Below are 18,751 nucleotides of genomic sequence, written 5' to 3'. Positions count from 1 at the left end.
CCGGCCGCGGGACGGAGGGATGCGTCTCGAGGTGCTGCACGAGTTCGTGACGAGCGAGCCTGAGGGACAGTGACACGCCTTCCCGCTCTGTGACGCAGGGCACCTCGGACCACCTCCGCGCCGCCTCCGACGATCGGCGACGATCTGTCCTGCCCGCGTCCGGGAACTCCCGCGGAGTTCCCCGACCTGCGTCCCTCGTCGACCCCAGCAGGAAGCCCCCAACGTCATGACCTCCCCGAACGAACCCTCGTCCCTGACCGAACCCTCGTGCCCGGCCGACCCTCGCCACGCACTCCGCCCCGCGTGCCGTGACTGCTTCGCCCTCTGCTGTACCGCGCTCGGCTTCGAGCGCTCGGCCGACTTCCCGGTCGACAAAGCCGCCGGCACACCCTGCCCGAACCTCGACGACGACTTCTCCTGCACGATCCACGCCAGCCTCCGCGGACGCGGGTACCGGGGGTGCACGGTCTTCGACTGCTTCGGTGCCGGACAGTTCGTCGCGCAGGAGGTGTTCACAGGCGTCAGTTGGCGCGCACGTCCCGCGACCCGATCCGGGATGTTCGCGGTGTTCGACGTGACGAAGCAGCTGCACGAGTTCCGCTGGTACCTCGTCGAGGCGCGCGAGCGGACGTTCGACCCGGACTCCGCGGCGAGCGCCGCGCGCCTGGAACGCCGCATCGTCGACGGACTCGGGCGTTCCGCGGACGAGATCCTCGAGCTCGACGTGCGGGCGCTCCACGCCGAGGTCCGGGCTCTGCTCGTCGACGTCAGCGCCGAGGTCCGCGGCGGCTACGGCGCTCCGGTCGACGTCGATCTCCGACCCGGTGCCGACCTGGCCGGGCGGGACCTGTCGGCACGGCGACTCTGCGGTGCCGAGCTCCGCGGAGCGTCGCTGATCGGCGCGGACCTGCGGGGGAGCGACCTGTCCGGCGTCGACCTCCTCGGCGCGGACCTCCGCGATGCGCGGCTCGAGTCCGCCGACCTCGGTCGGGCGGTGTTCCTCACGCAGGGACAGGTGAACGCGGCCCGCGGCGACGCGGTGACCGCGGTGCCGCGCCACCTCGGGGTGCCCGCACACTGGCTCGATTCGTCGTCTCGCTGAGTGCCGCCGGCCCCGGTGAACCGGGGCGCTCAGCGGCAGAGATCGGCATCGACAGCGCGTCGCCGTGATCGTACGATCGACCCGAGCGGCGATCCCGTCGGCTCGATGGGGAGTGTGGCTCCCGGGTGGGTGGGCTCCCCTCGTGGAGCCCTCATGGCCGTCGGCTACCGCCGTCTCCTCGGCGATCCGTCCTTCTCCGTCGGCATCGTCGCCGTCGCCGTCTCCGCCGTCGTGCTCGGGATGGTCCCGCTGACACTGGTCCTGGGGTCGCCGGGCCGTCGGCTCGCTGACGGGGCCGTCCTCGCCGCCGCCTTCGGGATCGGGAACGCGCTCGGTGTCCCGTCGCAGGGGCTGCTCATCGCGCGGTTCCCGACGCGCCTCGTCCTGCTCGCGAGCACGGTGGCGAGCTGCACCCTCCTCGCCGCGGTTGCGGTCGTCCCCGCTGGTGGCGTGAGGGTGGCCCTGCTCACAGGAGCGGGGTTGACGTTCCCGGCCGGTGCCGCGGCGGTCCGTGCCGCCGTCCCGGTGGCGTTCCGACGGCCGGCGGACCGGCCGGGCGCCTACGCGTTGCTGTCGGTCGCGTTCCAGGCCGGACTGGCGACGGGGCCGGTCGCAGCGGGTGCGATCGCGGTGTCCGACCTGCGCCCCGTCGCGCTCGTCGTGGCAGCGGGTCTCCTCGCCGCAGCAGGCGTGCTGCTCGTCGCGTCGATGCGCCTGCCGGTCGTGGTCGAGGGGGCGCACCCCGGACGCGTCGGTCGACTGGACGTCCCGGCGTTCGTCCGTGTCGTCGCGATCGCGGCGGCGCTCGGCGTTGCGTCCGGTTCGCTGACGGTCATCGTCCCGACGACGCTGCGGCACGCCGGCGTGGTCGGTGTGTCCGGAGCGGTGCTCGGTGCGCTGGCGGTCGGTGAAGCCGTGGGCGCGCTGGTCGTCGGCGCGGTCCGATCGCCGAGGTCGCCGCGGCGGCGTCTCCTCGTGGCCCTGACGTTGATCGCGATCGGTGACGCGGTGCTCGGGTTCACCGCCGACCCGGTGCTGCTGACCGTCGTCGTGTTCGGGATCGGGATGGTGTCCAGCCCGGCGGCGATCGTCCTCTCCACGGTCCTCGACGACGTGGTCCCGTCGTCGTTCCTCGCCAGCACGTACGGGTTCGTCGTCACCGCTGGCGTCGGCGGTGCCGCGATCGGGACGGGAGCGGGCGGACTGCTCTCCTCCGTCGCGGACGACGGTCCGGTCGTCCTGGCGGTCCTCGCAGCGACCGCGGCCGTCGCGCTCGGCGCGACCACCGCTCGTGGACCGGCGCGATGACTCACCTGGAGGCTCGGTGTGGGTCCGGCACCGAGCCTCCAGTCCGTGTACTCCGGAGTGGTGACCAGCACTGCCGAGCCGTTCCGGAACATCGTCGCCGTCCTCGCGCGCATCCCCGTGGAGAGCATCGAGGTCGCGCGGCCGCTGTACCAGAGGCTGGCGGGCACGTCCGAGGTCCGCTCCTTCACGTTCGGGGCCGTCCACCTGGCGTGGATCGGACCGTTCCTGCTGCTCGAAGGAGCGGACGCCGCGGTGCGTGCCCGTTCGGCGACGATCATCGTGCGGGACGTCGACGCGGTCCTGTCGACCCTGCGGGCAGCAGGCGGGACGATCCTGGACGGCCCGATGGCCGGCCCGAACGGGCGTCGTGTGATCGCACGCCATCCGGACGGCGCGGTGCTCGAGTACATCGAGCAGATCGGTGCGGCGCCGTGAGCTGCCGTCCGGGTCTCCATGCGCATCCGGTGGCGGCCGGGTCAGGCGCGACGGCAGCCGGTCTCGTCCGGGCGCTCGGGCCGGAGCGGGTACTCGCGGTCGACACCGGGGCGGTGGACGACCCGGAGGCGGTGCTCCGACACCTGCTCGGCGACGAAGGCGTCGAGCTGCGGCTGGATCGCGTCCAGGTCGGGTCCGGGTACGAGCACCCGCAGCCGTCGGTCCTCGACGCCGTGCGGCAGTTCCTCCGGTCGGAGGGGATCGTCCTGGAGGTCACGTACGCCGGCCGTGCGGCTGCGGCGCTCCTGGACCACTACCGCAGCGGGGACTTCGCGCCGGACGACCGCGTCGTCTTCGTGCACACGGGCGGGGTCCCAGGGCTGTTCGGTCACCCCGGACTCGGTCGCTGACGGGAGCGGTCCTCGCCACGACCGTCGTGGTCGTCGCGGGCCTGCGACGGTCCCGTCGCACCGGGGTCCGTGAACTCGGTGAGCACGAGGCGTTGGCTGCCGTCGATCAGCTCCCGGGCAACGTCGAGGTGACCGGTGTGCGCCGCGGTCTCCGTGATGACGTGGAGCGTCGTCGCGAGGAGGTCACGGTTCGGCACCCACGGGTGGGCGGCGAACGCTGCTGCGGGCGGGAGAGCGGTGAGCGGTGTGGTCGCGAGGACCTCGTCGCTGCGGTCGGCCGCTCGACGGTAGTCGGCGATCACCTGGCTCGACGGGGGCCATGGGGTGGGATGCCACACCTCGTCGTCCGTGGGGAGGTCGAGCGCCCGACCCAGGACGACCCCCTCGAACCAGAACTGCTCGACGTCGTAGGTGAGGTGGCGCACCATCCCGAGCGGAGACCATCCGGACGGGACGGACGAGCGGCGGAGCACGTCGTCGTCGAGCCCGCTGCATGCGCGCACCACGTGCGCTCGCTGCTCGCGGAGCGTGGCGAGGAGGACGTCGGTGTACTCGGTCACCTCCTCAGCATCCTCGGGGACCGGGGACGATCGCAATGCCCACGTGCGGGCTCCCGCTAGCCTGGGCGGATGTCCGACACCGCAGCCGATCTCGCCGACACATCGTGGGAGCAGCGGGTCGCCGCGCTCTGGGACGACGACACCGTCGACCCGGAGATGCGCCTGACACGGATGCGCGCCCTCGCCGAGTCGGCACCGCACCCGGCTCTCGGCGCGTTCGAGCTCGGTGGTGCGTTCGACTCCTCCGGGCACGAGGCCGAGGCGGGGGACCAGTACGCCGCCGCCGTGGAGGCCGGTCTCGCCACGGTCGATCCGGTGCGTGCCGCGCGGATGACGGTGCAGTACGCGTCGACCCTGCGGAACCTCGGTCGGATCGAGGAGGCCATCGCCATGCTCCGGGACGCGCCGACACACGAGTCCACGGGGAGTGCGCCGCGGGTCTTCCTCGCGCTCGCGCTGCACAGTGCCGGGCAGCACGACGAAGCACTGCGCGTGGCGATCGAGACGATCGAGCCGACACTGCCGCGGTACAACCGCTCCGTCCGTGCCTACGCGGCGGCCTTGACCGAGGCGCCGGCTTTGACCGAGGCGCCGGCCCTGACCGAGGCGCCGGCTTTGACCGAGGCGCCGGCCCTGACCGAGGCGCCGGCAGCGGACCGGTAGCCGATCCCCGCCACGACCGCCCTCGTCGGACGTGGGCGGCGTACCGTTCCTCGTGCCCCGTTGACGACCACAGGTCGGCGCGGATGACGGCCCTCACCGCGCACGTGGTGGGGGCCGTCCTCTCTCCTGGCGTCGTAGGGTTGCCTCGTGTCGATCGTCAGGGTGCACAACTTCGCGGTCTCGCTCGACGGCTACGGTGCCGGAGCGGGGCAGTCCCTCGAGCAGCCGTTCGGTCATGCCGACGGCCGCCTCATGCAGTGGTTCTTCCCCACGCGGACGTTCCGGTCCATGCAGGGCGCCCCCGGTGGGACGACCGACGTCGACGACGTGTTCGCCCGTCGCTGGGCCGACGGCATCGGGGTCGAGATCATGGGTCGGAACAAGTTCGGACCGGTCCGCGGGCCGTGGCCGGACGACACCTGGACGGGCTGGTGGGGTGACGAGCCGCCGTTCCACACGCCGGTGTTCGTCCTGACCCACCACCCGCGCGCGTCGCTGTCGATGGCCGGCGGGACGACCTTCCACTTCATCGACGCGTCCCCGCAGGACGCGCTCCGGCAAGCCCGCGTCGCAGCACCCGGGACGGACGTACGGATCGGCGGGGGCGTCGCGACGGTGCGGCAGTTCCTCGCCGCCGACCTCGTGGACCACCTGCACGTGGTGCTGGTCCCCGTCGTGCTGGGGCGCGGAGAACGGCTCTGGGACGGTCTCGAGGGACTCGAGGACCGCTTCCGGATCACCAGCACTCCGTCGCCCTCCGGTGTCGTGCACGTGGAGTTCGACCGGCGCGAGGCGACTCCTGTCGCGTGAGCGGCGACCTCACGGTCGCGGTTCGGCACCTGGGACGGTCGTCCCGTGATCGCGTGGGACACCATCGTCTGGACGCTCGTCGGCGTCGCCGTGCTGGTGGCCGTCGCCACGGCGGTCCTCGTCGTGACCCGGGCGCCGTCGCCGTGGGCGCCGGCACGGGCGGTCCTCCGGGGGACGGTGCAGCTCGCCGCGATCAGCCTGGTCCTCGCCGGCGTCATCCGTGATCCGGCATGGATCGCGGTGGCGCTCCTGATCATGTTCAGCGTCGCCGCGACCACCTCGGCGCGACGGCTCGGGACCTTCCGGCAGCGCATCGGGCCGGTCGCGCTCGCGATGGGCGCCGGGGTCGTGGTCGCGCTCGGCGTCGTGTTCGCCACCGGCGCGGTCGCGTTCACGCCCCGCTACGTCTTGGCCCTCGGCGGGATCGTCATCGGGAACGCGATGACGATCGCGACGCTGTCCGGCCGGCGGTTCGTCGAGCTGGCGGACGACCGGTGGGACGAGGTGGAGGGTTGGCTCGCGCTCGGCGCCACCCCACGCCGTTCGACCGCCGACCTGGTCCGGCGCGCGGTGCACGCGGCGATGGTGCCGACGACGGACCAGACGAGGACGACGGGTCTGGTGACCCTGCCCGGCGCGTTCGTCGGGGCGATCTTCGGCGGCGTGTCCCCGCTCGACGCCGGGCGGTTCCAGATCGTGGTCCTCGCGGCGATCATCGCGGCCGGAGCGATCGTCGCGACGGTCCTGACGGCGTTCCTCGCGCCGATCAGGACCCGGCCGACACCGATGGGTTGAGCACCGGCTCGCCGCTCCCGCCCGGCCGATCCGGAGCCCGGTCGCACACGCTCAGCCGCCGCGGGCCAGGATCGGAGGTCCATGGAACTCATCGCACCCGAGCTCGTCGTCGTGCTCGCCACGGCGATCGCGGTCGCCACGGCCGTCTCCGGACGCCTGCGCATCGCGCCCCCGGTCCTCCTGCTCGCCTTCGGTGTGGGCATCGCGTTCATCCCGGTGTTCGGGAAGCTCGAACTCCCCGCCGACGCCGTGCTGCTGCTGTTCCTGCCCGCGCTGCTGTACTGGGAGAGCCTGACGATCTCGCTCCGGGAGATCCGCGCGAACCTGCGCGGCATCGTCCTGATGGGCACGCTCCTCGTCGTCGTGACCGCCGGGGGCGTGGCGACGCTCCTGCACCTGCTCGGCATGCCGTGGGGCCCGGCGTGGGTGCTCGGCGCCGCCGTCGCCCCGACCGACGCCACCGCGGTCGGCGCCCTGACACGGTCGCTGCCGCGGCGGAACACCACCGTGCTGCGTGCGGAGAGCCTCGTGAACGACGGGACGACGCTCGTCGTCTACGGGATCGCGGTGGCCGTCACAGCCGGCGAGCAGACCCTCACCGCCTGGAACGTGTCGGGCATGCTGCTGCTGTCGTACGTCGGTGGGATCGCGGCCGGTCTCCTGGTGTCGTGGCTCGGCATGCTCGTGCTCCGCCGGATCCACGCGGTGGTGCTCGAGAACCTCCTGACGCTGCTCGTGCCCTTCGGGGCGTTCCTCGTGGCGGAGGCGATCGGAGCCTCCGGCGTGCTCGCGGTCGTCGTCGCCGGCCTCGTCGTCAGCCAGGTCGCGCCGAAGCTGGACCGTGCCGAGACCCGGCAACAGGTCCGGTCGTTCTGGTCCTTCGCGACCTTCCTGCTCAACGGTGCACTGTTCGTGCTGGTGGGGATCGAGGCGACCATCTCCGTCCGAGCGCTCGGAGCCCGGGAGCTCTGGCTCGGCCTCGGGCTGATCGGGCTGGTGTCCGTGACCCTCGTCGTGCTCCGGTTCGCGTTCCTGAACGCATCGTGGGGCACCATCAAGCTCGTCACGCTGCGGACCGGTGGCACACCCCGCGAGGGGCACCGCGACCGGGTCGTGAGCGGCTTCACGGGCTTCCGCGGGGCGGTGTCGCTGGCGATGGCCGTCGCCGTGCCCCGCATGGTCGAGAGCGGCGCCGGCTTCCCCCAGCGCGACCTCATCGTGTTCGTGACCGCCGGTGTGGTGGTCGTCACCATCGTCGGGCAGTCGCTCGTCCTGCCCGCGGTCGTCCGGTGGGCGGACTTCAACGGCCGGGACGAGGTCGTCGACGAACGCCGCGACGCTGAACGGACCGCGATCGAGGAAGCGCTCGACGCCCTGCCGCGGCTGGCGAAGCGGATCGGGGCGGACGCCGAGATCGTCCAGCGTATCCGCGAGGACTACGAGGGGCACCTGGCCCTGGTCCGTGCCGAGCAGAGCGACGAGGCCGACCATCCGCTCCTCGCACAGCGCGGCGACGCCGTCGAGCTCGAACTCGCGCTCGTCCGGCACAAGTCCGCGACCGTGCTGCGGATGCGGGACGAGGGCGACATCGACGACCTCGTGCTCCGCCAGGTCCGCGCCGAGTACGACGCCGAGGAGACCCGCCTGCTCCGGCAGAACGACCGCGCCTGACCCGTACCGCGCGCGGTTCGTCATCCCGTACGCGGTTGGTGGCCCGGTGCGGGGGAGTAGGGCGGCACCACGCGGTCAAGCACGCACGGGCCGCGAACTCCGCACCGTGCGCAGCTGAGCGGCCCGTGTGCGGCGCCCACGCGGTGCGTCGTTGGTGGCTCGGTGCGGGGGAGTAGCGCGGCACCACGCGGTCAAGCCCGCACGGGCCGCGAACTCCGCACCGTGCGAAGCCCGCCGGCCCGCCCCCCGCCCGAAGCCCGCGCCCGCGCCCCCGCCCGAATCCCGCCCCCCGCCCCGCAGCCCGCCCGGCTAACGGCACCGCAGCCGCAGCCGATAGGGCGTGATGACCACCCACGGACGGGCGGTCGCACATCCTGCCCCACGGACGGCGGCGGGGACGGAAGACACCAGGGACGGACCATGATCGTCGTCACACGACTCAACGGCAGCGGATTCGCCGTCAACCCCGATCTCGTGGAGCGCATCCAGGAGACGCCGGACACGACGCTCATCATGGTCGACGGCGCGAAGTACATCGTGCAGGAGTCGATGGCCGAGGTCATCGACCGCATCGCGGCCTACCGTGCCCGGATCGTGACGATGGCGTACGGCACCGAACCCCTCGCGACCACCGGCCCCCAGCCGACGCTCGCGCCGGTGGCCCCGCTGCACGGGGAGCGCTGACGTGGACATCGCGACGATCGTCGGCATCCTCCTCGCCTTCGGCGCCCTCTTCGGCATGGTCCAGATGGAGCACGTCGAGGTCGCCGGGCTGTTCCTGCCCGCCCCGATGCTGCTCGTGTTCGGCGCGACCATCGGCTGCGGCATCGCGAGCACCACCCTGAAGGACGCCATCGCCTCGTTCAAGGCCGTCCCCAAGGCGTTCACCGGCAAGGCCGTCCCGCCCGCGTCCGTCATCGACGACGTGGTGGGGCTCGCCGAGGTCGCCCGCGCCAACGGGCTCCTCGCGCTCGAGCAGGAGGCGGACAAGCACGCCGACCCGTTCATGAAGAAGGCGCTGCAGAACATCGCCGACGGCACCGACGGGGACGAACTCCGGATCCTGCTCGAGGACGAGATCGAGTCGAACGCGGCACCGACCCGGAGCGCGAGCGCGTTCTTCATGGGCCTCGGCGGCTTCGCCCCGACGGTCGGGATCATCGGCACCGTGGTGTCCCTGACCCACGTCCTGGCGAACCTCGGCAAGCCCGACGAGCTCGGTCCGCTCATCGCGAGCGCGTTCGTCGCCACCCTGTGGGGCCTGCTCACCGCCAACTTCCTCTGGCTCCCGATCGGCGGCAAGCTCCGCAAGCTCGCACAGCTCGAGTCCGACCGGCAGACGCTCCTCATGGAGGGACTGCTCGCCGTGCAGGCCGGCAGCCAGCCCCGACTGCTCGGCGAGCGGCTCAAGGCGATGGTGCCCCCGGCGGCCCGGAACGACACGGGTGCCAAGGGCAAGGCCAAGGGCAAGGGCAGCAGCGACGCCGACGTCGACGACCAGCAGCTGGCGGCCTGACAGTGAGCGCGAACGCCCGCGGGCACGGACGGGGCCGCGGCGGCCGGAAGCGGGGCGGCCACGACGAGGCCGAGCACCCCGACGAGCGGTGGATGGCGTCGTACATGGACATGATCACGGTGCTCATGTGCATGTTCCTGGTGCTCTTCGCGATGTCGACGGTCGACCAGCAGAAGTACATCGCCCTGAAGACGTCCCTGGCGACCGGCTTCGGCGAGGTCAAGACGGCGAAGATCGACACCGCGAGCGGCACCGTCGTGAAGAAGAACGAGGTCACCGACGGCAAGGGGTACTCGGTCGACGACGCGAAGGCCGACCACTCCACCGCGGCCTCCGGCAGCAAGGACACCAACACGGACCCCGCGTCGACCGCCGTGCCCGCCGTCCCCGCGTCGGCCACGAAGCAGGACGTGGACGCCGCGAAGCACGAGCTCGACGACCTCACCGCGATCGAGGCCGCGATCAAGGCGAACCTCGACGCGGCCGGGCAGACGAGCAACGTGCAGTTCACCGTCGACGCCCGCGGACTCACGGTGCGCCTGGTCGGGAGCGAGACCTACTTCGGCACGAACAGTGCCGACCTGTCCGACCAGGCCCGTGCCGTGATGGACGCGATCGCCCCGGTCCTGAAGACCGCCGGCCACGACGTCAGCGTCGAGGGCCACGCCGACCAGCGGAACTCGACGGCGCCGTACGCGACGAACTGGGAGCTCAGCGCGGCGCGCGCGACGGGCGTGCTCCGGGACATGGTGGAGCGGGGCGGCATGCCGGCCGAGCACATCCAGAGCGTCGGGTTCGGGTCGAGTCGGCCCCTCGCGCAGGGCAGCACCGACCAGGACCTCGCGCTGAACCGCCGGGTCGACATCGTGGTGCTGTCGAACGCCGACCAGGACGTCAGCGCACTGATGCCCGCCCTCGCGGCAGCGCAGGACGGAGCCCGATCGGGGTAGCGACGCCACCGCCCCAGAACGGGGCACAGGACTGACGGGTGGGACGGGTCCGCCCGATAGACGCACCCGTGACCGAGACCCTGCCAGCGCCCGAGGTGTACGACTTCGCGCGCCCGTCGACGCTCGCCCGCGAGCACGCACGGGTCCTCGAACTCGCCTTCGAGACCTTCGCCCGGCAGTGGGGCACCCAGCTGACCGCGAAGGTCCGCGTCGTGAGCCAGGTCACGAGCGAGCAGGTGCAGATCATGACGTACGACGAGTACGCCGCGTCGCTGCCCGCCCTCACCGGCATGGCGCTGCTCCCGATCGCCGACACGACGCCGAAGGGCGTGCTCCAGGTGCCGCTCGACGCCGCCCTGACGTGGGTGTCGCACGCGCTCGGCGCCTCGAAGCCGCTGCCGACGCCGGAGCGCACGTTCACGCCCATCGAGCAGGCGCTGGTCCGGAAGATCATCGAGGACGCCCTCGACGACCTCCGCTACTCGCTCGGCGGTCTCCTCACACACGACGTCGCCGTCGGCGGGTTCCAGTACAACAGCCAGTTCGCCCAGGCCGCCCAGAAGGGCGACCTGATGATCGTCGCCTCGTTCGAGATCCGCGTCGGCGACCGCGTCGCCCCCGGCACGCTCGCACTCCCGGCCGAGGCGATCCTGCCGCAGCTCGGTGAGGCCGCCGCGACGGTGTCCGCCGCCGACGCCCGCGCGATGCTCGACGCGCAGCTCGCGAGCGTGCCGCTCGGCGTCTCGCTCCGCTTCGCACCCGCCGCGGTCCTGCCCGCGCAGGTCCTGCGCCTCGCCGTCGGGGACGTGCTGCCGCTGCCGCACCCGCAGCACCGCCCCCTCACCATCGCGGTCGACGGCGAACCCGTCGGCACCGCCGCGGTCGGCGCGAACGGCTCGCGCCTCGCCGGCATCGTCGTCACCACCACATCGGAGCAGCCCGCATGACCGCCACCACCACCCTCCACACCGGCGCGGCCGAGGCGCTCGCCCGGCAGCTCCCGACGGCGGCGCCGCTCACCGCGCAGGCACTGCCGGGAGGCGCGACCCCGGCCGTCCTGGAGGCTGCGGTCGACGGCGTGGTCGTCTCGTTCGTCGGCGGGCTCTCCGCGGACCTCGCGGTGGTCCTGACGGACCTCGACGCGATCGCCGCCGCCGGCGGCACCGACCAGGGCATCGTGGCGGTCACCGACGTGCTCAGCCCCTCCCTCGAGGCCGCCGGATCGGTCCTCGGCGTCGGCGTCCTCGGCGAGGCACGGCGCGAGTCCGCCGCGTCCCTGTTCGCCGACCCCGACACGGTGGTGTTCGCACTCACCGCCGGCGGGGTCCCTGGCGGCTGGTTCGGCATCCGGATCCGCGAGAACGGCACGGTCGGCAGCGCCCCCTCGCACGGGGCGATCCCAGCCGGCAACCTCGGCCGCATCAACAACGTCGAGATGACCCTGACCGTCGAGATCGGTCGCACCCGGATGTCCGTCCGCGACGTGCTCGGCCTGGAGCCCGGCGCCGTCGTCGAACTCGACCGTTCCGCCGGCGCCCCTGCCGACGTGCTGCTCAACGGGCGCCTCATCGCGCACGGCGAGGTCGTCGTCGTCGACCAGGACTACGCCGTCCGCATCACGAAGATCCTCGACGTCGCCGAGAGCGTCTGAGCCCGCCGGTGGACATGCTCGTCATCACCCTCCGCGTCGCGCTCTCGCTCGGCGTCGTGCTCGCCCTGATGTGGGTGCTGCACCGACGCATGGCGAAGGGGCAGTTCGGCGCGGGCCGGAAGCCGCGCGGACGCCGGTCCGCCGCGGTCGAGGTCGTCGCGCGACAGGGGATCGGCGGCAAGGCGAGCGTCGTCGTGGTCGACGTCGAGGGGGAGCGACTGGTCCTCGGGGTGACCGAGCACGGTGTCAACCTGCTCACGAGCGGTGCGGCCCCGGCCCCGGAGCTCACCGTCGTGACCGGACCGGTCGTCCTGCCGGTGCGGCCGACCCCGTCGGCCGAGGCGTTCCGTCAGGAACTGGCCGAGCAGGACCGAGCCGTGCCGAGCCTCCCGACCGACCCGGCGGCGGAGCCGCTGCCCATGCGTCCGCGCAACCGTCGCGCGCAGCGCACGGTCGTCCCGACGTCCGCGCAGCTGCAGGGTTCGATCCTGTCCGCCGACACCTGGCGGCAGGCCGCCGCCGCCCTGCGGTCCCGGCGGGCCGGGTGACGCCCGCCCGCACCGGGCGGGTCCTGCTGCTGGCCGTCCTCGGGCTGGCGATGGTCGCCGGGTTCCTCATGCTCACCACGACCGGCGCCCACGCGGCCGGCGTGGTGCAGCCGACCGCGCCCGCCACGCCGTCCGCTCCGGCGTCACCGTCCTCCGGCGGGTTCTCGGTGAGCGTGAACGGGCCGGACGGGCAGCCGTCCTCGGCGGTCGTGACGCTCATCGGGATCACGCTCCTCAGCGTCGCTCCCGCCCTCATGCTCATGATGACGTCGTTCACGAAGATCTTCGTCGTCCTCGCGATGACCCGGAACGCCCTCGCGCTCCAGTCGATCCCGCCGAACCAGGTGCTCGCGGGGCTCGCGCTCTTCCTGTCCCTGTTCGTGATGGCCCCGGTGATCGGGCACATCAACGACGACGCACTGCAGCCGTACCTCGCCGGCCACCTCGACTTCCAGCAGGCGGTCGACATCGGCACCAAGCCGCTCCGCACGTTCATGCTGCACCAGACGCGCGAGGAGGACGTCGCGCTCATCACCCGCGCGGCCGGTCAGGACAACCCGAAGACGATGGCGGACGTGCCGATGACGACGGTGATCCCGGCGTTCATCATCTCCGAGCTCCGGAGCGCGTTCATCATCGGGTTCGTCATCTTCATCCCGTTCCTCGTGATCGACCTCGTCGTCTCCGCGGCGCTGATGTCGATGGGCATGATGATGCTCCCGCCCGTGATGATCTCGCTGCCGTTCAAGATCCTGCTGTTCGTGCTCGTCGACGGCTGGGGCCTCATCATCAAGTCGCTCATCGAGAGCTACCAGGTGGTGCACTGACATGGACCAGCAAGCGGTCATCGACCTCGTGCTGCAGGCCCTCATGGTCGCCGGCAAGCTCGCCGCACCCGTGCTCGTGACCTCCCTCGTCGTCGGCTTCGCGATCTCGCTGTTCCAGTCGGTGACGCAGATCCAGGAGGTGACGCTGTCGTTCGTGCCGAAGGCCCTGGCCGTGGCCGTCGCACTGGTCGTCTGCGGCAACTGGATGATCTCCGAGATGGTCGCGTTCACGCACTTCGCGTTCGACCAGATCCCGAAGCTCCTCGGGGCGGGCTGATGGACCTCGCGATCGACTTCGCCTCGCTCGAGGGGACCATGCTCGCCGGCGTGCGGATGCTGGCGTTCTTCGTCATCGCGCCCCCGTTCTCGTACCGGGCCTTCCCCGCGACGGTGAAGGTGATCCTGGCGATGGGGCTCGCCGTCGGGGTCGCACCACGTGTGACCGCCGGCTACGAGGCACTCGACACCGGCGCGTTCGTGATCGCCCTCGTCACCCAGCTCGTCGTCGGTCTGGTGCTCGGCTTCCTGGTGTACCTGGTGTTCGCGGCCGTGCAGTCCGCCGGCGCGCTCATCGACCTGTTCGGCGGCTTCACCCTCGCCCAGGCGTACGACCCGCAGTCCCAGGTCAACGGTGCGCAGTTCACCCGGCTGTTCCAGATGGCCGCACTCGCGCTGCTGTTCGCCTCCGGCGGCTACCAGCTCATCGTCGCCGGTCTGGTCCGGTCCTTCGACGCCGTCCCGCTCGTCGGCGGGTCGTTCGCGCTCGGCGGTGTCGCGTCGATGCTCGTCACCGCGCTCTCGCAGATGTTCCTCGCCACGCTGCAGATCGCCGGTCCGCTCGTGGTCGTGCTGTTCCTCGCCGACGTCGGACTCGGGCTCCTGACCCGTGTCGCGCCGGCGCTGAACGCCTTCCAGATGGGCTTCCCGATCAAGATCGGCCTGACCGTCGTCTTCGCCGGCGCGCTCTTCATGGCACTGCCGTCGATCGTGTCCTCGCTGACCGGTGACGCCGTGCACGCGATCACGGGACGGGGGTGAGCATGTCCGACAGCGGTGAGAAGTCCGAGCGGGCGACCGCGAAACGGATGAAGGAGGTCCACCGGAAGGGCCAGCTCGGTCGGTCCCAGGACCTCGGTGCCTGGATCGGCATCGCCGTCGCGGCGCTCATGATCCCGGCGACGATCGGCCGCGCCGCAGCAGCCGGGCAGTCGCAGCTCGACGCCGTCCGTGTCGTCATCGCCGACCCCACGATCGGCACCATGCGCGGGGCGTTCGACGACGCGATGGGCTCGATCGGCGCGACGCTCGGCCCGATGCTCCTCGTGGTGCTCGTCGGCGTCACGGCCGCCGCCGTCGCCCAGGGCGGCGTGCACTTCCGGTCGCTCGCCCCGACCCCGGAGCACTTCGACCCCGTGCAGGGGCTCAAGCGGGTGTTCGGCACCCAGGCACTCTGGAACGGTGTGAAGGCCCTCGTGAAGACCGCCGTCGTCGGACTCGTGCTCTGGATGGCCGTGCAGGGACTGGTCCCGGTCCTGATGACGAGCGGCTCGCTGCCCCTGAGCGGGGTGCTCGCCGCCGCCGGTGAGGGCACCGGGACGCTCCTCCGCGCCGCGGTCGCCGCCGGGCTCGTGCTCGCCGCGCTCGACGTGTTCGTCGTCATCCGTCGCAACCGCAAGCGGACCATGATGACCAAGCGCGAGGTCAAGGACGAGAACAAGCACGCCGAGGGCGACCCGCTCGTGAAGTCGCAGCGCCGGTCGCGGCAGCTGGCGATGAGCCGCAACCGGATGATCCAGGCCATCGGGACCGCCGACGTCGTGATGACGAACCCGACGCACTACGCCGTCGCACTGCGGTACGAACCCGGCAAGTCCGCGCCGCGGGTCGTCGCGAAGGGCGCTGGCCCCGTGGCCGTGATGATCCGCGACCGGGCGACGGACGCCCGCGTGCCGATCGTCCGCGACGTCCCGCTCACCCGGGCCCTGCACGCCGCGTGCGAACTCGGGCAGGAGGTCCCCGTCGACCTCTACACGCCGGTCGCCCGGGTGCTGTCCTTCGTCATGGCCCTCGAGGCCAGGGGAGCGGCGGCCGGGACCCACGCCCCACCCCGACCCACCACGCCGGACGAGGTCGCCACCGTGCTCGACCCGACGACGCTCCACGGCGACCTCCGACCCCGCCGACTCCGTACGCCCCGCACCGCTCCGCCCGAATCCCAGGGAGTCCCCGCATGAACCGCAAGGACCTGCCGAAGCTCGCCGTCCCGGTCTTCATCGTCGGCATCATCCTGCTGCTGATCCTGCCGGTGCCGTCGTTCCTGCTCGACTTCCTCATCATCTGCAACATCCTGCTGGCGCTGGTGATCCTGCTGACGACGCTGTTCGTGAAGAAGCCGCTCGACTTCTCGGTGTTTCCGTCGCTGCTCCTCGTCGCGACGCTGTTCCGGCTCGGCCTCAACGTCGCGTCCACTCGCCTGGTGCTCGGGGAGGGCTTCGCCGGCGACGTCATCCAGGCGTTCGGGCACGTCGCGGTCTCCGGCTCGATCATCATCGGCGCCGTCATCTTCCTGATCCTCGTCGTCATCCAGTTCGTCGTGGTCACGAAGGGCGCCGAGCGCGTCGCCGAGGTCGGTGCCCGGTTCACCCTGGACGCCATGCCGGGCAAGCAGATGGCGATCGACGCGGACCTCAACGCCGGGCTCATCACCGACGCGCAGGCGAAGGAGCGCCGAGCGGCGGTCTCCGCCGAGGCCGACTTCTACGGCGCGATGGACGGCGCGTCGAAGTTCGTCAAGGGCGACGCGATCGCCGGCATCCTCATCATCGTCATCAACCTGATCGGCGGGATCGCGATCGGGATGGCGCAGAACGGGCTCTCGATCACGGACGCGCTGTCGAAGTACGGCATCCTGACGATCGGCGACGGCCTCGTCACGCAGATCCCGGCGCTCCTGATGGCCGTCTCGACGGGCATGATCGTCACCCGGTCCGGAGCCGAGTCGGAGATGGGGTCGTCCGCGGCGACGCAGCTCGGACAGTCGAAGAACGCCCTCATGATCGCCGGGGTCGCGGCCATCGCGATGGGGTTCATCCCCGGCATGCCGATCCTGCCGTTCCTGCTCGTCGGCGCGACGCTGCTGATCACCGGGTGGCGCATCGGCCGGAACGCCGCCCGCGCCGAGGCCGACGCCGAGCAGCAGCAGGCCCTGGCCGCGGCCGCGCCGGCGGGGGACACCCCGGAGGACCTCGTCGAGCAGATGCGGGTGCACGCGCTCGAGATCCTGCTCGCCCCCGACCTGGTGGACATGGTGTCGGGCTCCTCCGACGACCTGCTCGGCCGCGTGAAGGCGCTCCGCCGGAAGATCGCGATGGACATGGGCATCGTCGTACCGCCCGTCCGCACCCGCGACAGCATCGAGCTCCCACCGTCGACCTACGCGATCCGCATCGCCGGGGTCGAGGCCGGGCGCGGCACCGCACCGGCGCGGAGCGTCCTGGCCCTCGGTGACCAGCTCGACGGACTCCCCGGCGACGCCACCGTCGAGCCGGTGTTCGGCCTGGCGGGCAAGTGGGTGCCGGCCGAGCTCCGGCACGCGGCCGAGATGACCGGCGCCACCGTGATCGACCGAGTCTCCGTACTCGTCACGCACCTGCAGGCGATCATCGGCGACAACGCCGCACGCCTGCTCACCCGTGAGGACGTCCGTGTCCTCACCGAGGGTGTCAAGCAGGGCAACCCCGCGGCCGTCGAGGAACTCGTCCCCGGCATGCTGTCGATGGCCGAGCTCCAGCGCGTGCTGCAGGGCCTGCTCGTCGAGCGCGTCCCGATCAACGACCTCGGTCGGATCTGCGAGGCGCTGACGCTCCGCGCGAAGGTCTCCACCGACCCCGAGGGACTCGTCGAGGCGGCGCGCGCGGCACTCGGTCCGGCGCTGCCCGCCCGGCACCTCGAGGAGGGCGTGCTCCGCGTCATCATGATCGACCCGCTCCTGGAACAGTCGATGCTCGAGGGGCTCCGACCGTCCGAGCAGGGCACACAGATCATGCTCGACGCGCACCGGATCGAGCAGGTGCTGACCTCCGTGCGCGACGCCGTCCGGAACGTCGAGGAGCAGGGGCTGTCCGCCGTGCTCGTCTGCGCACCGCAGCTCCGACCCGCCGTGCACCGGATGGTCTCCGCGCAGTCGAACGGCCTGCCGGTGCTGTCGTACCAGGAGGCCACCGCCGCCGGGTCCACCATCGAGACCGTGGGAGTGGTCCGTGCCGCCGACCCGATTGCAGCGTAGCGCCGCGACGCTCGACGACGTCCGCGAGGCCGTCCGCGCCGAGTTCGGCCCGGCCGCGCGCATCGTCGCCGCCGAGAAGGTCACCAGTGGCGGCATCGGCGGCCTGTTCCGCCGCGCGCACGTCGAGGCCACCGTCGAGGTCCCGTCCGCCGACGACCCGCCCGTCGCCCGTGTGGCGATCGCGGACGGACCGGCCACGCGGGTCGGGATCGCGGCCCTCCTCGCCGACGCGGAGGCCGTCGAGGCTCGCATCGCCGCGGCAGACGGCACGTCGTCGGCGCGTGCCGACGCGTTCGCGTCGGTCCTCGACGGCTTCGTCGCCGACGGAATCGCGCCGGGACCCGCGGCGGGCTCTGTCGGGTCCGCGAGCTCCCTCGCCGCGCCCGCGACGGGCGGCGCCCGGCCCGGGGGAGCCGACCCGGGCCTCCCGTCCGGTCCGTCGGCCCTGCCGGGAGGCGCGACCAGCGTCGTCCCCATCGCTCCCGCTGTTCGGGTGCCCACCCTGGCCGCGGGGCGGCCGCCGGTGCCGGCCGTGCTGTCGGCCGACGGCGACCTGGTCGTGCTCGTCGGCCGCGCCGGTGACGTCGACGCCGCCGCCGGGGTCTTCGCGACGCGACACCGTCTCCGTCCGACGGACGCCGCGGACCGCCGTGCCGGGATCCTGGCACGGGCCGACGGGGTCCGCGAGGGCTTCGCCCTCCTCGGTGTCGCCGCGTGGGACGACCACGGCACGCTGCAGCAGCTCGTGCCGGACCAGGTGTGGGTGGTCGTCGACGTGGGGCGGAAGCACGAGGACAGCGCGGCGATGGTGTCCTCCGTGGCGGCGGTCGTCGCGGTCGCCGGCGTGGTCGCGATCGGCGCGTCGGAGACGGCGACACCCGAGTCGGTCCACGACATGGGGCTGCCCGTCCGGACGCTCTGACCCGTCCGGGACGTGCGCTGTGGCTAGGCTGTCCGGGTGCTGGTACTCACGCGGAAGGTCGGCGAGCGGATCCTCATCGGCGACGACATCGTCATCACGGTGCTCGACGCACGCGGCGACGGCGTGCGCATCGGCATCGACGCCCCGCGCGGCGTGAAGATCCAGCGCGAGGAAGTGGTCCGCGCCGTGGCCGAGGCGAACGTCGAGGCGACGCAGACCGCCTCCGACGACGCCGAGGCACGACTGCGTGCGGCGCTCGGCGGCGGTCAGACGGACGGTTCGTCGCCCGCCTGACCCG

At 72.3% G+C, this 18,751-nt stretch carries 22 protein-coding genes; 21 read left to right on the top strand and 1 reads right to left on the bottom strand.

From position 1 onward, the window contains the following. Positions 1-226: 226 nt before the first annotated feature. From FS641_RS01365 to FS641_RS01350, 4 genes are all read left to right on the top strand, one after another. The gene (locus FS641_RS01365; protein WP_144758775.1) at positions 227-1,102 is read left to right on the top strand and encodes a pentapeptide repeat-containing protein; all 876 of its coding nucleotides are present in this window, start codon (positions 227-229) and stop codon (positions 1,100-1,102) included. A 153-nt stretch (positions 1,103-1,255) separates the two neighbouring features. Then, entirely contained in the window at positions 1,256-2,410 is a 1,155-nt protein-coding gene (locus tag FS641_RS01360; protein WP_186317520.1) for an MFS transporter, read from the top strand. Between the two features lie 60 nt (positions 2,411-2,470). After that, the gene (locus FS641_RS01355; protein ID WP_144758769.1) at positions 2,471-2,845 is read left to right on the top strand and encodes a VOC family protein; all 375 of its coding nucleotides are present in this window, start codon (positions 2,471-2,473) and stop codon (positions 2,843-2,845) included. A 29-nt stretch (positions 2,846-2,874) separates the two neighbouring features. Further along, positions 2,875-3,255, top strand: a complete 381-nt coding sequence (locus FS641_RS01350) for a pyridoxal-phosphate dependent enzyme (RefSeq protein ID WP_186317519.1) — start codon at positions 2,875-2,877, stop codon at positions 3,253-3,255. On the opposite strand, the gene FS641_RS01345 is transcribed toward FS641_RS01350, so the two are convergent. Continuing rightward, on the bottom strand, positions 3,234-3,815 hold the full coding sequence (locus tag FS641_RS01345; RefSeq protein ID WP_144758762.1) for a DUF664 domain-containing protein: 582 nt from the start codon (positions 3,813-3,815) through the stop codon (positions 3,234-3,236). The genes FS641_RS01350 and FS641_RS01345 overlap by 22 nt on opposite strands. Positions 3,816-3,884: 69 nt before the next feature. On the opposite strand from FS641_RS01345, the gene FS641_RS01340 reads away from it, so the two are divergent. From FS641_RS01340 to csrA, 17 genes are all read left to right on the top strand, one after another. Then, positions 3,885-4,478, top strand: coding sequence for a tetratricopeptide repeat protein (locus tag FS641_RS01340; RefSeq protein ID WP_260855580.1), 594 nt, complete (start codon positions 3,885-3,887; stop codon positions 4,476-4,478). A 147-nt stretch (positions 4,479-4,625) separates the two neighbouring features. Beyond that, entirely contained in the window at positions 4,626-5,288 is a 663-nt protein-coding gene (locus FS641_RS01335) for a dihydrofolate reductase family protein (RefSeq protein WP_144758759.1), read from the top strand. A 45-nt stretch (positions 5,289-5,333) separates the two neighbouring features. Beyond that, complete coding sequence (locus tag FS641_RS01330) at positions 5,334-6,083, top strand: ABC transporter permease (RefSeq protein WP_144758756.1); 750 nt, start codon at positions 5,334-5,336, stop codon at positions 6,081-6,083. A gap of 81 nt (positions 6,084-6,164) precedes the next feature. Beyond that, positions 6,165-7,754, top strand: coding sequence for a Na+/H+ antiporter (locus tag FS641_RS01325; protein WP_144758753.1), 1,590 nt, complete (start codon positions 6,165-6,167; stop codon positions 7,752-7,754). A gap of 420 nt (positions 7,755-8,174) precedes the next feature. Then, positions 8,175-8,438, top strand: coding sequence for a flagellar FlbD family protein (locus tag FS641_RS01320; RefSeq protein ID WP_144758751.1), 264 nt, complete (start codon positions 8,175-8,177; stop codon positions 8,436-8,438). Position 8,439: 1 nt separating this feature from the next. Next, positions 8,440-9,270 (top strand): motility protein A, encoded by an 831-nt coding sequence (locus tag FS641_RS01315; RefSeq protein ID WP_144758748.1) that lies wholly within the window; start codon positions 8,440-8,442, stop codon positions 9,268-9,270. Positions 9,271-9,272: 2 nt separating this feature from the next. Continuing rightward, positions 9,273-10,220, top strand: coding sequence for a flagellar motor protein MotB (locus tag FS641_RS01310; protein ID WP_144758745.1), 948 nt, complete (start codon positions 9,273-9,275; stop codon positions 10,218-10,220). Between the two features lie 68 nt (positions 10,221-10,288). Then, the gene (locus FS641_RS01305; RefSeq protein WP_144758742.1) at positions 10,289-11,167 is read left to right on the top strand and encodes a flagellar motor switch protein FliM; all 879 of its coding nucleotides are present in this window, start codon (positions 10,289-10,291) and stop codon (positions 11,165-11,167) included. After that, positions 11,164-11,871, top strand: coding sequence for a flagellar motor switch protein FliN (fliN, locus tag FS641_RS01300; RefSeq protein ID WP_144758740.1), 708 nt, complete (start codon positions 11,164-11,166; stop codon positions 11,869-11,871). The genes FS641_RS01305 and fliN overlap by 4 nt, the downstream gene beginning before the upstream one ends. Before the next feature lie 14 nt (positions 11,872-11,885). Beyond that, a complete protein-coding gene (locus tag FS641_RS01295) occupies positions 11,886-12,419 on the top strand; it encodes a flagellar biosynthetic protein FliO (protein ID WP_186317556.1) in 534 nt (177 codons plus the stop codon). A 50-nt stretch (positions 12,420-12,469) separates the two neighbouring features. Next, positions 12,470-13,246: a flagellar type III secretion system pore protein FliP gene (gene fliP, locus FS641_RS01290; RefSeq protein ID WP_260855650.1), complete on the top strand. Its 777-nt coding sequence runs from the start codon at positions 12,470-12,472 to the stop codon at positions 13,244-13,246. Position 13,247: 1 nt separating this feature from the next. Continuing rightward, positions 13,248-13,523 (top strand): flagellar biosynthesis protein FliQ, encoded by a 276-nt coding sequence (gene fliQ, locus FS641_RS01285; RefSeq protein WP_144758731.1) that lies wholly within the window; start codon positions 13,248-13,250, stop codon positions 13,521-13,523. Then, positions 13,523-14,284, top strand: coding sequence for a flagellar biosynthetic protein FliR (locus FS641_RS01280; protein ID WP_144758728.1), 762 nt, complete (start codon positions 13,523-13,525; stop codon positions 14,282-14,284). The genes fliQ and FS641_RS01280 overlap by 1 nt, the downstream gene beginning before the upstream one ends. A 2-nt stretch (positions 14,285-14,286) precedes the next feature. Continuing rightward, positions 14,287-15,480 (top strand): flagellar biosynthesis protein FlhB, encoded by a 1,194-nt coding sequence (locus FS641_RS01275; protein WP_144759819.1) that lies wholly within the window; start codon positions 14,287-14,289, stop codon positions 15,478-15,480. Then, positions 15,477-17,531, top strand: coding sequence for a flagellar biosynthesis protein FlhA (locus tag FS641_RS01270; protein ID WP_144758725.1), 2,055 nt, complete (start codon positions 15,477-15,479; stop codon positions 17,529-17,531). Before FS641_RS01275 ends, FS641_RS01270 begins: the two co-directional genes overlap by 4 nt. Further along, positions 17,506-18,453: a hypothetical protein gene (locus tag FS641_RS01265; RefSeq protein ID WP_144758723.1), complete on the top strand. Its 948-nt coding sequence runs from the start codon at positions 17,506-17,508 to the stop codon at positions 18,451-18,453. The genes FS641_RS01270 and FS641_RS01265 overlap by 26 nt, the downstream gene beginning before the upstream one ends. Positions 18,454-18,489: 36 nt before the next feature. Then, on the top strand, positions 18,490-18,747 hold the full coding sequence (gene csrA, locus FS641_RS01260) for a carbon storage regulator CsrA (RefSeq protein ID WP_144758720.1): 258 nt from the start codon (positions 18,490-18,492) through the stop codon (positions 18,745-18,747). Positions 18,748-18,751 lie beyond the last annotated feature (4 nt).

Source organism: Curtobacterium sp. 9128, from assembly GCF_007673775.1.
In the GTDB taxonomy this organism is placed as follows: Bacteria; Actinomycetota; Actinomycetes; order Actinomycetales; family Microbacteriaceae; genus Curtobacterium.
Note: the sequence above shows the minus strand (reverse complement) of the source record. Positions and strands in the feature narration are given on the sequence as shown.

What these genes read in the sequence shown, in the direction of transcription:
- FS641_RS01365 (WP_144758775.1), top strand. Translation starts at nt 227, where the DNA reads ATGACCTCCCCGAACGAACCCTCGTCCCTGACCGAACCCTCGTGCCCG.
- FS641_RS01360 (WP_186317520.1), top strand. Translation starts at nt 1,256, where the DNA reads ATGGCCGTCGGCTACCGCCGTCTCCTCGGCGATCCGTCCTTCTCCGTC.
- FS641_RS01340 (WP_260855580.1), top strand. Translation starts at nt 3,885, where the DNA reads ATGTCCGACACCGCAGCCGATCTCGCCGACACATCGTGGGAGCAGCGG.
- FS641_RS01325 (WP_144758753.1), top strand. Translation starts at nt 6,165, where the DNA reads ATGGAACTCATCGCACCCGAGCTCGTCGTCGTGCTCGCCACGGCGATC.
- FS641_RS01320 (WP_144758751.1), top strand. Translation starts at nt 8,175, where the DNA reads ATGATCGTCGTCACACGACTCAACGGCAGCGGATTCGCCGTCAACCCC.
- fliN (WP_144758740.1), top strand. Translation starts at nt 11,164, where the DNA reads ATGACCGCCACCACCACCCTCCACACCGGCGCGGCCGAGGCGCTCGCC.
- FS641_RS01295 (WP_186317556.1), top strand. Translation starts at nt 11,886, where the DNA reads ATGCTCGTCATCACCCTCCGCGTCGCGCTCTCGCTCGGCGTCGTGCTC.
- fliP (WP_260855650.1), top strand. Translation starts at nt 12,470, where the DNA reads ATGGTCGCCGGGTTCCTCATGCTCACCACGACCGGCGCCCACGCGGCC.
- fliQ (WP_144758731.1), top strand. Translation starts at nt 13,248, where the DNA reads ATGGACCAGCAAGCGGTCATCGACCTCGTGCTGCAGGCCCTCATGGTC.
- FS641_RS01280 (WP_144758728.1), top strand. Translation starts at nt 13,523, where the DNA reads ATGGACCTCGCGATCGACTTCGCCTCGCTCGAGGGGACCATGCTCGCC.
- FS641_RS01275 (WP_144759819.1), top strand. Translation starts at nt 14,287, where the DNA reads ATGTCCGACAGCGGTGAGAAGTCCGAGCGGGCGACCGCGAAACGGATG.
- FS641_RS01270 (WP_144758725.1), top strand. Translation starts at nt 15,477, where the DNA reads ATGAACCGCAAGGACCTGCCGAAGCTCGCCGTCCCGGTCTTCATCGTC.